1 protein-coding gene is annotated in these 524 nt (G+C 63.0%); it reads right to left on the bottom strand.

Annotated elements, in window-relative coordinates; genetic code table 11:
- On the bottom strand, nucleotides 1-409 hold a 409-nt coding region (locus IMZ11_RS43650; RefSeq protein ID WP_255708191.1), incomplete at its 3' end, for a sulfurtransferase.
- Between the last annotated feature and the right edge of the window lie 115 nt (nucleotides 410-524).

Below are 524 nucleotides of genomic sequence, written 5' to 3'. Positions count from 1 at the left end.
AGTACGACGTCGCCGGGCGGCTGACGGCGTCGGTGACCAGCGGGCGGCCGTCGAGCTGCCAGCGCTTGCGGCCGCCGTCGAGCAGCTTCACGTCGTTGTGGCCGTACAGCTTGAAGTACCAGTAGGCATAGGCCGCGAACCAGTTGTTGTTGCCGCCGTACAGGATCACGGTGTCGTCGTTGCTGATGCCCTTGTCACTCAACAGCTTCGAGAACTGCTGCTGGTCGACGAAGTCACGCTTGACGGCATCCTGCAGATCGTCTTTCCAGTCCAGTTTGACGGCGCCGGGGATGTGCCCCTCGTCGTCGTAGGCGCTGGTGTTCTCGTCGACCTCGACGAACACCACGCCGGGGGTGTCGAGATTGTTGCCGGCCCACTCGGTCGAGACCAGGACGTCGGAACGTGCCATGTACGAATTCCTTTCGGTTGCTTCAGATTTGAGTTGTCAGGCGAGTGTCATGCGGGATTGGGGACGCGACGGAGCCGCGCCACGAGCGGGTAGAGCCGGCAACCCAGGCAGATGC

The sequence above is a fragment of the Microtetraspora sp. AC03309 genome (assembly GCF_020826795.1).
Taxonomy (GTDB): Bacteria; Actinomycetota; Actinomycetes; order Streptosporangiales; family Streptosporangiaceae; genus Microtetraspora; species Microtetraspora glauca.
This window is presented reverse-complemented; position numbering and strand designations above follow the sequence as displayed.